Consider the following 9533-nt stretch of genomic DNA (forward strand, 5'->3'; position numbering starts at 1 on the left):
CTCTACAATTCTAGCAAGTATACGCAGATTTCACGAATTCGGCACGCTAGGAGCTCTTCTCAACCGGCTTATATTCCTCGACATGCGCGATATACGAGCTTCGCGCCTCGGCGTCCTCCGACGAGCGCTGGCGCAGCGGGGCGAGAATCTCAGATTGATGGTGGACGGGAAGGTCGGACCCGGTGTAGGACAGGGAAACATCCCACGAGGCGCAATAGATGTCGACGCGTGTGCGCACCCACGACGCAAGCTGGCGAACCTGCTCGATCTCCTGGGTATACGAGCAATCCTCGGGCAGATCCAGCGCATCGAGATCGGCAAGGACGGCGTCGATGAGATCGCGGGTAGCATATGCGACCGCCGACTTCTCGCGGCGTACCGCGATATCGCTCGCGATGTAGCCGTAGTTGTAGTCGTCGATGATATCGCCCAGCGAATCGAAGGCGGAAACGATCTTGTTATACGAAGAGCTCACGACTTGGAAGACGTCGGCATCGGTGGGTTTGGCGGGCCCCTCCGGAATGGGCTGAGCATCGAGGGGGCCCGAAGGCTCCTGCGGAAGCTGGCGACTCGGATACATCTCGCTCGCGGCCTGCTCGAACGCCTCGATGAAACCGGGCATCACCCCGAAAGGATCGTAGGCGACGAAGTAATACCCGCCACCGACCAAGGCGGCGAGCACCAAGATCGTGACAACGGGCTTGATAAAGCGATTCTTCTTCTTATGATACGGGTCCTCGCCGTCCAGGAAGGCGGGCGCCTTGCCGGACCGAAGCTCCTCGGGCCGCAGAACGTTGGTCGAGCTGGGGTCGATGGAGTCGGAAAGAACCTGAGCGGCGGTGGGAGCCTGCTCGCGAGGAGCATCGGCGTGCGCCTCGATCATCTGCTGCGTGAGCCGGGGAAAGCTCGCCGTTCGACCCGCGGCGAGATCGGATGAGGACGACTCGGTAGAAAGGATACCGGGGGCGGGTCTACCGCATTTCGGGCAGGTGCGGTCATGTGCGGAAAGCCGCGCTCCGCAACCGTCGCAGAACACGAACTCATCGTGGGCGGGTTGAACCGAAGTGCCGACATACATATGGCAGTGCGGGCAGAACGCCTCGCCGTCATCGATTTTCTTGAAGCACTGGGGACAGATCACGCTTACCTCTTTCGCATTACCTATTGAGCAAGCAGCATATCAAGAACATACGGAAGGATACCACCAGCGGCGAGGTAGCGACCCTCCGTCTCCGTGTCGACGCGGACGCGCGCAGAGAACTCCACCGAATCGCCGCCGGGTCGAACGGCCGTGACACGCGCGACCGCGGGAACGGGAAGGCCGCTCGAGAAGTCAATGGGATCCACGAAGTACGACTCCCGGCCGGTAAGGCCGAGCGACGCGGCGCTTTGACCTTCTTCGAGCTGAAGCGGAACGATACCCATGCCCACCAGATTCGAACGATGGATGCGCTCGAAGCTCTCGGCGATAACGGAGGAGACGCCGAGCAGCGCAGGAGCCTTGGCGGCCCAGTCGCGCGAAGAGCCCGAACCGTACATCTTCCCTGCAAGGATGATGAGATCGGAGCCGTGCTCGCGCGCATGCCGCGCGGCGTCGAACAGCGAGGCGACCTCCCCCGTAAACGAATCGAAGGTCCAACCGCCCAAGCGACCGCCGGCGAGCCTGTTGCGAAGCTTCACGTTCGCGAAGCAGCCCCTCATCATGACCTCATGATTGCCGCGGCGCGACCCGTAGGTATTGAAATCAGCCTCATCGAACCCGTGGCCGCGAAGGTAGGCCGCGGCGGCCGAGTCGGCCGCGATGGCGCCCGCAGGCGAGATGTGGTCGGTCGTGACGAAATCACCGAGGAATGCCAGGGGCCGCGCTCCCTTGAGTTCGAAACGGCGGCGCGGACGGGCATCGTCGAAGTACGGCGGTCGACGCACGTACGTGGAGGACGCGTCCCAGGCGAACGTGGAAGAGGGCTCGACGTCGATGGCGTTCCAATAGCCGTCGCCCTCGCACGCGGGATCCCCGACGGGCTTGAACACCGCGGTATCGAGAGCGGATGCCAGAATGGCCGAGACCTCCTCATCGGAGGGAATAAGATCGGCAAGCATCACCGGTCCAGCCGCACCCTGGCAAACAGGTTCGGTCGACAGGTCGATGTCGATCGTGCCCGCCAATGAGTACGCCACGACCAGCGAAGGGGCGCACAGGTAGTTCTGAGCGACATCGGGACTGATGCGCCCGTCGAAATTGCGGTTGCCGGACAGAATGCTCGCGAGCTCGCACTCCCCCGCGATGTCGTGCATAGGATCGAAAATGGGACCGGAGTTGCCGATGCAACTCATACAGCCCCAGCCGCATACCGAGAATCCGAGACGCTGGAGCGGCTCGATGAGCCCCGCGCGCTCGAGGATGCGCGTCGTGGAATGAGACCCCGGGGCGAGGACCTTTTTCACCCACGGAAGCGGCTCGCAGCCAAGCTCCACCGCTCGCATGGCCACCAAGCCGGCGGCGACCATCATCGCGGGGTCGGTGGCGGTCGTGCACGAGGTCACGGCGGCGATTGCCAGAGCACCGTGCTCGACTCGATAGGTCGAACCGTCGAAACGGACCTCGAACGAAGCATCGCCCACGGCGCGGCCATGCTCGGAAAGAACCGAGCGGAACCGGTCGCGCGCGCCGGACAGGGCCACGCGGTTGTGGGGACGGGACGGACCCGCCAGAGAAGGCTCGATGCCGCAAAGGTCGATATCGATGACATCGGCGAAACCGACGCCCTCGCGCTCGCATCCGAAGGCGCCCTGCAGCTCGAGATACGCACGGGCGCGATTAGCCTCGGCCTCCGTCGCGCCGGTGCGCACAAGCTGGGCCAGGGTTGCCTCGTCGACGGGGAACAGCGTGGAGGTGCATCCGTACTCCGGCGACATGTTGGAGATGGTCGCGCGCTGCGTCGGAGAAAGAGAGGCGACGCCGGGACCGAAGCACTCGCACATCATGCCCACGACGCCGCGATGGCGCAATCGTTCGGCGAAGGTCAGCGCGACGTCCATGGCGGTAACACCCGAGGCGAGCCGCCCCGTGAGGCGAATGCCGACGACAGCGGGGACGCGCATGGTGACGGGCTGGCCCAGGGCCGCTGCCTCGGCCTCGATGCCGCCCACTCCCCAACCGAGGACGCCCATGCCGTTCGCGGTGGGCGTATGGGAGTCCGTTCCCACAAGGGTGTCGAAGTACAGGGCGCGACGTCCGTCCCCGGTCCGACCGCACCACGCCACGCGGCAGAACCGCTCGATATTGAGTTGATGGCAGATACCCACGCCCGGCGGAACGATCTGAACGTTGGAGAAGCTTGACGCGCTCCACTTGAGAAACGAGAAGCGCTCGGCATTGCGCTGGGCCTCGAGCCGTGCGTTCTCGCACGCCGCAGAAGAGCACGATACGACGTCGGCCGCAACGGAGTGATCGACGACGAGCGTGCAGGGAATCTGCGGGTTGATGCGGGACGGATCGCCGCCCCGGGCCGCGGCGGCATCGCGCATCGCAGCGAAATCGACGAACACGGGAACGCCCGTGAAATCCTGAAACAGGACGCGCGCGGGCATGAACTCGATCTCGCCGCCCGCCTCGCAGGCGAGACCGGCGCGCACGATCTCGTGGGCCATGCGCATCGCGCGGTCCCCATCGGATACGCAGCGCAAGACGTTCTCCAAAAGGATCTTCAAGCTCAAAGGCAAGCGATCGACGCCGGGAATAGAAGAAATCGCATGCACCGCAAAGCGCTTCCCCTCGAATTCAAGGGTTCTTTCAAAGCGGAGGTCGTCGCGAATCGGCTGTTCCATGGGCGATCCCTTCAACAGTAGAGAACATATGACTCAAAACTGTACCGAACAAGCGTTACCGTTTTGTATCGCGTGGCCGTTTCGACACCATCTTCACGCGGATGCCGCCGGGCGCCTTCGTGACGCGACGGCCCTCGCCGACCCCATCCGGCTCCAGAGCGCGACGGGCATCGCGCTTCGCCCGCCGCAGGTCGCGTTCAGCCTGATGCTGCAGGGCCGTTCGGCGCACAGAGTCGCTCGCGCGCGCCATGGGGCCGGCAGCGGAATCGACACGGCCGCCCCCGCGGCCCAGGGAGACGCGCACGCCGCGCCCGAATCCCGATGCGCGCTTCGAACGACGCCGCGAAGCGCGCTCGAAGTAGACGGCGATCTTGTTGTACAGCGCGCAGCTCGCAACAACGATGACCGCCAAGACGACCGCCTGGAGCGTCGAAAGCGGGGATACCGAGAAGAAATCGGGAAAACCCACGACGCCCACGGCGACGCCGATGACGACGAAGGCGAGTACCGCCGCTCGCAACGGCGTGAAAGGCCACGAGATCCGCCAGATAAGGTTCGCACCGATGGCGCACGTCGACACAAGGCAGAGGGTGGAGAGCACCGGTTGGGAGAACCCGAATGCACCAGCCGCGAGCATAGCGAGAAGGGAAGCCGCCATGACGCCGAGCGAAGCGGGCAGAGCGCGACGAAGGACGTTGCCGAGGAAGCTGCCCTCGACGCGCGCGCGGTTGGTTTCGAGAGCGAGCACGAAGCTGGGCGCACCGATGCAGAAGAAATTGATGAGCGTCATGGTGATGGGCTCGAAGGGATACGGCGGGAAGAAAATGCAGATCGCCGCAAGACCCATGGAGAACAACGTCTTAGTGAGAAAGAGCGCGGCGGATCGTTGAAGGTTGTTGATCGACCTCCTGCCTTCGGCCACCACCGCGGGCATGGAGGCGAAGTCGTTATCTACCAACACGATCTCGGCCACGTTGCGGGCGGCGTCCGAACCCGCCGCCATCGCGACCGAGCAATCGGCTTCCTTGAGCGCCAATACGTCGTTCACGCCGTCGCCGGTCATGGCGACGGTATGGCCGCGACGCTTCAGGGCCACGACGAGCTCGCGCTTCTGCTGCGGCGTCACGCGGCCGAACACGTGGTAGCGATCAACGGCGGCATCGAGCTTTGCAGGGGTATCGAGCGTGGTAGCATCGACGAACCGATCGGCCCCGGGCACGCCGACAACGCGGGCGATCGAGGATACGGTGCGCGGGTCGTCGCCCGAGATGACGTTGAGCGCGACACCCTGCTCGCAGAAATAGCGAATCGTGTCGGCAGCGCTGCTTCGAATCTCATCGCGGATGGTCACGAAACCCAGAGGGCGCGCATCGCCGACCATGTCGCCATCATCCGTAAAGCCATCCACCCTGGCGGCAACGAGAACGCGGCAGGTATCCGCAAGCTCGGCGACACGTTCCTCGACCTGCGCGAACGCCTCGTCGGAAAGCACGAACTGGGCAGCGCCCATAACGTAGGATCCACTGGAAAACGTGGCACCGCTCCACTTTTTCGCAGAGGAAAACGCAACGACGCGAACGGGCTCCTCGCGCGCGACCGAGCTGCCGTCGTAATACGCGAGCAAGGCCTTGCAGGTCTCGTTGGCATCCTCCGAGGTGGCCCGTGCGATATTGGCAAGCGCGAGATCAAGCTCCGCGGAGCTGCAGGGGCCTTCGGATGCAAGGGAATGGGACGGCTCGAGCGGATAGGTTCCCGCGACCTCCATGCGCCCAGAGGTGATGGTGCCGGTCTTGTCTAAGCAGAGCACGTCGACGCGCGCGAGCGTCTCGATGCAGTACAACTGCTGGGCGAGCACGCTGCGGCGCGCGAGACGTATGGTGGCGATGGCGAGCACCGACGAGGTGAGCAGGACGAGACCCTGGGGGATCATGCCGAGCAGCGCGCCGACGGTCGATAGGATCCAGCCGGATACGTCCCCCCACGGAGCATGGCCGAACAGCAACCAGGGCAGGAACTCGATAGAGCCCCCGGATGGGGATGCGGCCCAGGCCTCGTAGCCTCCATGGGCGCTCGAAAAGAAAAGGGCGGCACCGAGAGGGACCATGATTACGCTGGCGAACCGCACGATAGCGGTGAGCGCGTTCATGATCTCGGAATTGACCTTCTTGACGTATTTGGCCTCGTTGTTGATGCGCGCGACGTAGTTGTCGGCCCCTACATGGACGACCCTGGCATAAACCAGCCCGGAGTCGATAAAGCTCCCGCTCATGAGCTCGTAGTCGACCTCTTTGCGGATAAGGTTGCTCTCTCCCGTAAGAAGGCTCTCGTTGACCTGCGCCTCGCCGCGGACGACGACGGCGTCGGCGGGTATCTGGTCGCCGCGTCCAAGCTTCAAAAGATCGTCCAGCACGATCTGGTCCAAGTCGAGCTCGACCTCGGCCCCATCGCGCAGGGCGACGGCCTTCTTGGTAGCCAGGAGCGTCAGGCGGTCGACCATGCGCTTCGAGCGGAGAGACTGGATGACGCCGATAGCGGTGTTGAGAAAGACGACGCCGAGAAACGTAAGGTTCTTGATGGCGCCGGTGCTTATGACGAGGATGGCGAGCACGACGTTGATGAGGTTGAACAGCGTGCAAAGGTTTTCGATGATGAGCTGTTTGACGGACTTCGTCTTAAGCTCGGTGTTGATGTTGACCTTGCCTTCGGAAATGCGCTCGCGCACCTCCTCCGACGTAAGCCCCCGTATCGACTCATGCTGGAAAGATTCCGCCTGCGACATCGGATGCCCCCTTGAAGCTCGCCATCCAGATACAAGAAAGGCCACGAGCGCAATGCGCTCGCGACCCGAATAGCTACTGGTGCGCCATATAGGGTTCGAACCTACGGCCTTCTGCTCCGGAGGCAGACGCTCTAATCCACTGAGCTAATGGCGCGCAACGTTTTTGAATTATACCTAAAAGATCGGCTATGGGCGAGTCCATTTTGCAATGCAAGAGTTATGCACATGGCACCTTTGTAGCGTCTCGCGCGGCGACGCTATGGTGTCGACCGGATGCGATACACTTGCTAGCACGCCACGCTCGGCCGGTCGCAGGCGGCCGCGCGCGCATGCGCCAGCAGACCCGACGGACGGCGGGGCGCTCGCGCGCTACCCGGAAAGGATGCCATGGAATACGCTATAAACATCGATGTCGCATCTCCCTATACCGTGCATGTGGGCACGTTCCTGCTCGAAGAGACGGGCGCTATCGCCCGCGAATCATGCGGGGGCGCGCAGGCCCTCGTCATCACAGACTCCACCGTGGGCCCCCTCTTCGGACAGCCGGTGCGCCAGAGCCTGGAAACACAGGGCTACACCGTCCACATGGAAATGGTGGCGCCCGGCGAGTCGAGCAAGAGCGGCGCCGTCTACCTCGACCTCCTGGAAAAAGCCGCCGAGCTCGAGCTCGCGCGCACCGATATCGTCGTCGCCCTCGGCGGCGGGGTCGTAGGCGACCTGGCAGGTTTTCTCGCGGCGAGCTACATGCGCGGTATTCCCTATATTCAGGTGCCCACCACGCTGCTCGCGATGGTCGACGCCTCGATAGGGGGAAAGACCGCCATCAACCTGGCCGCAGGAAAGAACCTTGCCGGCGCCTTCTGGCAGCCGCGCGCCGTTATCGCGGATGTAGGGTGCCTCGCGACGCTGGAAGACGCGCAGTTCGCCGACGGGTGCGCCGAGGTGATCAAGCATGCCGTCATCGCGGATGCGGAGCTCTTCGGCGAACTCGAGGCCACGCCGCTTACACCCGGGCTCCTCAAGAGCGATCTCGCGCGGGCCGCATACCTCATAGCGCGCAACGTCGACATCAAGCGCGCGGTCGTCTCGGCTGATGAGCGCGAGACCTCCCTGCGAAAGCTGCTCAACTTCGGGCACAGCATCGGCCACGGCATCGAGGCGGCATCAGGCTACGAGCTCGGGCACGGCCGATGCGTCGGCGTGGGCATGCTCGCCATAGCGAGCGCATCGGTGACGGCCGGGGTGTGCCCGGCCGATGTTCCCGACCGCATCGCCGCCCTGCTACGCGCCCATGGGCTCCCGCTCAACGTCGATGTGGATACGCAAGCCGTCTATGAGGCCGCGCTCCACGACAAGAAGCGCGCGAGCGATTCGATCGACCTCGTCGTCCCCCGCAGCATAGGAGCCGCCGCGATCTCGCACGCGCCGCTCGACGAATTCAAGCGCATTCTCGAAGTCGGCCTCGCCTGCACGGAGGCGTACGCTCGAGAAGAGAAGGAAACCAGCTCCCCCGAGGAGGATGCATGCTAGCCCATATCCGCCCTGCCCTGCTATCCGGCACCATTCCGGCCATCGCGTCGAAATCGGTTGCCCATCGACTCATCATCGTCGCCGCGCTCGCAAACGGGGACACGCACGTAAGGTGCAACACCACGTGCGCCGATATCGAGGCGACGATACGCTGTCTGGTCGAACTGGGCGCCCGTATCCAAGCGGTCGGCGATGGATACCTCGTCAAACCCATGCCGAAAAGCGTCGCCCTGGGACTCCTGCGAGCCCTGCACGGCAAAACGCTCGACTGCGGCGAATCGGGCTCGACGCTTCGCTTCTTGCTCCCCGTAGCCTGCGCGCTGGGCGCAGAGGCAACGTTCACGGGTTCGAAGCGCCTTGGCGAGCGCCCGCTCTCCCCGCTCGCCGAAGAGCTCATAGCCGCCGGCTGCGAGCTGCACGGCCTGGGCGGCTTCCCGCTTGCGGTCGCCGGCCGCATGAGGCCGGGCCGCTTCGAGCTGCCCGGGGACGTGAGCTCGCAATACATCACCGGCCTGCTGCTTGCGGCCCCGCTGCTCGACCATTCAAGCGAGATCGTAGTGAGCGGGCGCATCGAGAGCAGGCCGTACATCAACCTGACGATCCAGGCCATGCAGGCCTTCGGTGTAGACGTGTTCGTCGAGCGCCGCGTGCAGGCGGACGAAGAGGTGACGGTATTCACCACGGAAAACGATACCTATCGCACACCGCACGAGGTGAGCGTCGAGGGAGACTGGTCAAACGCGGCCTTCTGGCTGTGTGCCGGCGCGATGGGGCGCCTCCCCATCAAGGTCGACGGCCTCACGCTGTCCTCGGCGCAGGGCGACCGCAACGTCTTGGCCGCGCTCTCGCGCTTCGGCGCGCGGATAGGCCGCTCGACGAACGCCGCTATATCGCGTCCCGATACGCTGCGTGGATTCGAGATGAGCGCGCAGGATATACCGGACCTCGTCCCCATTATCGCCGCGGTGGCGGCGGTGGCTGAAGGCCGCACGGTCATCACCGATTGCGCGCGCCTGCGCATCAAGGAATCCGATCGCCTCGCAACCGTAGCCCAGGAGCTCGCCAACCTCGGCGCCCAGATCGCCATCCACCGCGACGCGCTCATCATCGACGGGGTTCCGCAGCTCGTCGGCGGCACGGTCGACGCCCACAACGACCACCGCATCGCCATGATGGCCGCCATCGCGGCCACGCGCTGCGAAAACGATGTCTATATCAAGGGCGCCGAGGCGGTTAACAAGTCCTATCCGCTCTTCTTCGAACACTATCGCGAGCTCGGTGGCCACATCGAGCTCCTGGCGGAATAGGCGCGCCATGTCGTCATGCATCGGCAACGTCTTGCGCCTGAGCGTTTTCGGACAATCCCACGCGGCCGCCGTCGGATGCACCCTCGATG

The 9533-nt window shown here is 64.1% G+C and carries 5 protein-coding genes and 1 tRNA gene; 2 read left to right on the forward strand and 4 right to left on the reverse strand.

Annotation, left to right across the window (positions count from 1 at the left end):
* Positions 1 to 46: 46 nt before the first annotated feature.
* From I2E26_RS01370 to I2E26_RS01385, 4 genes are all read right to left on the reverse strand, one after another.
* Positions 47 to 1141: a zinc ribbon domain-containing protein gene (locus I2E26_RS01370; RefSeq protein WP_195419319.1), complete on the reverse strand. Its 1095-nt coding sequence runs from the start codon at positions 1139 to 1141 to the stop codon at positions 47 to 49.
* Positions 1142 to 1161: 20 nt separating this feature from the next.
* On the reverse strand, positions 1162 to 3828 hold the full coding sequence (acnA, locus tag I2E26_RS01375) for an aconitate hydratase AcnA (protein ID WP_195419320.1): 2667 nt from the start codon (positions 3826 to 3828) through the stop codon (positions 1162 to 1164).
* Between the two features lie 55 nt (positions 3829 to 3883).
* Positions 3884 to 6607: an HAD-IC family P-type ATPase gene (locus I2E26_RS01380; RefSeq protein ID WP_195419321.1), complete on the reverse strand. Its 2724-nt coding sequence runs from the start codon at positions 6605 to 6607 to the stop codon at positions 3884 to 3886.
* Positions 6608 to 6684: 77 nt separating this feature from the next.
* A tRNA-Arg gene (locus I2E26_RS01385) sits at positions 6685 to 6761 on the reverse strand.
* Between the two features lie 233 nt (positions 6762 to 6994).
* Here I2E26_RS01385 and aroB point away from each other — a divergent pair.
* On the forward strand, positions 6995 to 8137 hold the full coding sequence (aroB, locus tag I2E26_RS01390) for a 3-dehydroquinate synthase (RefSeq protein ID WP_195419322.1): 1143 nt from the start codon (positions 6995 to 6997) through the stop codon (positions 8135 to 8137).
* Positions 8131 to 9444: a 3-phosphoshikimate 1-carboxyvinyltransferase gene (aroA, locus tag I2E26_RS01395; RefSeq protein WP_147588325.1), complete on the forward strand. Its 1314-nt coding sequence runs from the start codon at positions 8131 to 8133 to the stop codon at positions 9442 to 9444. The genes aroB and aroA overlap by 7 nt, the downstream gene beginning before the upstream one ends.
* Positions 9445 to 9533 lie beyond the last annotated feature (89 nt).

Origin of the sequence: Collinsella sp. D33t1_170424_A12 (assembly GCF_015554865.1) — a bacterium.
In the GTDB taxonomy this organism is placed as follows: Bacteria; Actinomycetota; Coriobacteriia; order Coriobacteriales; family Coriobacteriaceae; genus Collinsella.

Bases quoted from the DNA above. Each gene is read 5' to 3' on its own strand.
- acnA (WP_195419320.1), bottom strand. From the start codon at position 3,828: ATGGAACAGCCGATTCGCGACGACCTCCGCTTTGAAAGAACCCTTGAA.
- I2E26_RS01380 (WP_195419321.1), bottom strand. From the start codon at position 6,607: ATGTCGCAGGCGGAATCTTTCCAGCATGAGTCGATACGGGGGCTTACG.
- aroA (WP_147588325.1), top strand. From the start codon at position 8,131: ATGCTAGCCCATATCCGCCCTGCCCTGCTATCCGGCACCATTCCGGCC.
- aroB (WP_195419322.1), top strand. From the start codon at position 6,995: ATGGAATACGCTATAAACATCGATGTCGCATCTCCCTATACCGTGCAT.